This window comes from Aquabacterium parvum, from assembly GCF_001447195.1.
Lineage (GTDB): Bacteria > Pseudomonadota > Gammaproteobacteria > Burkholderiales > Burkholderiaceae_C > Aquabacterium > Aquabacterium parvum.
This window is the reverse complement of sequence record NZ_LFRI01000370.1, coordinates 1-273: the sequence shown is the minus strand read 5'-3', so window position 1 is coordinate 273 and position 273 is coordinate 1. Positions and strand designations below refer to the sequence as shown.

Below are 273 nucleotides of genomic sequence, written 5' to 3'. Positions count from 1 at the left end.
TCGGGCCAGTGGCACCCGCACCTGCACATGATCGCCTTGGCCGAGGTCGAGCCCAGCCAGGAGCGCTTGTCGCGGGATTGGCACCAGATCACCGGGGACAGCTTCATCGTTGATGTGCGGCCCATCGTTGGAGATCACGCCGAGGGGTTCATGGAGGTTTTCAAGTACGCCGTCAAGTTCAGCGATCAGCCGGTTGCCGATACATGGCATGCCTTTCAGACGCTCAAGGGGAAACGCCTTCTTGGTTCTGCTGGGTGCTTCCGAGGTGTCGAG

General features: G+C 60.8%; 1 pseudogene. It reads left to right on the top strand.

The features are described 5' to 3' along the window. Positions 1 to 27: 27 nt before the first annotated feature. Positions 28 to 273, top strand: a pseudogene (locus ABG80_RS13995) (protein rep); the annotation flags it as partial.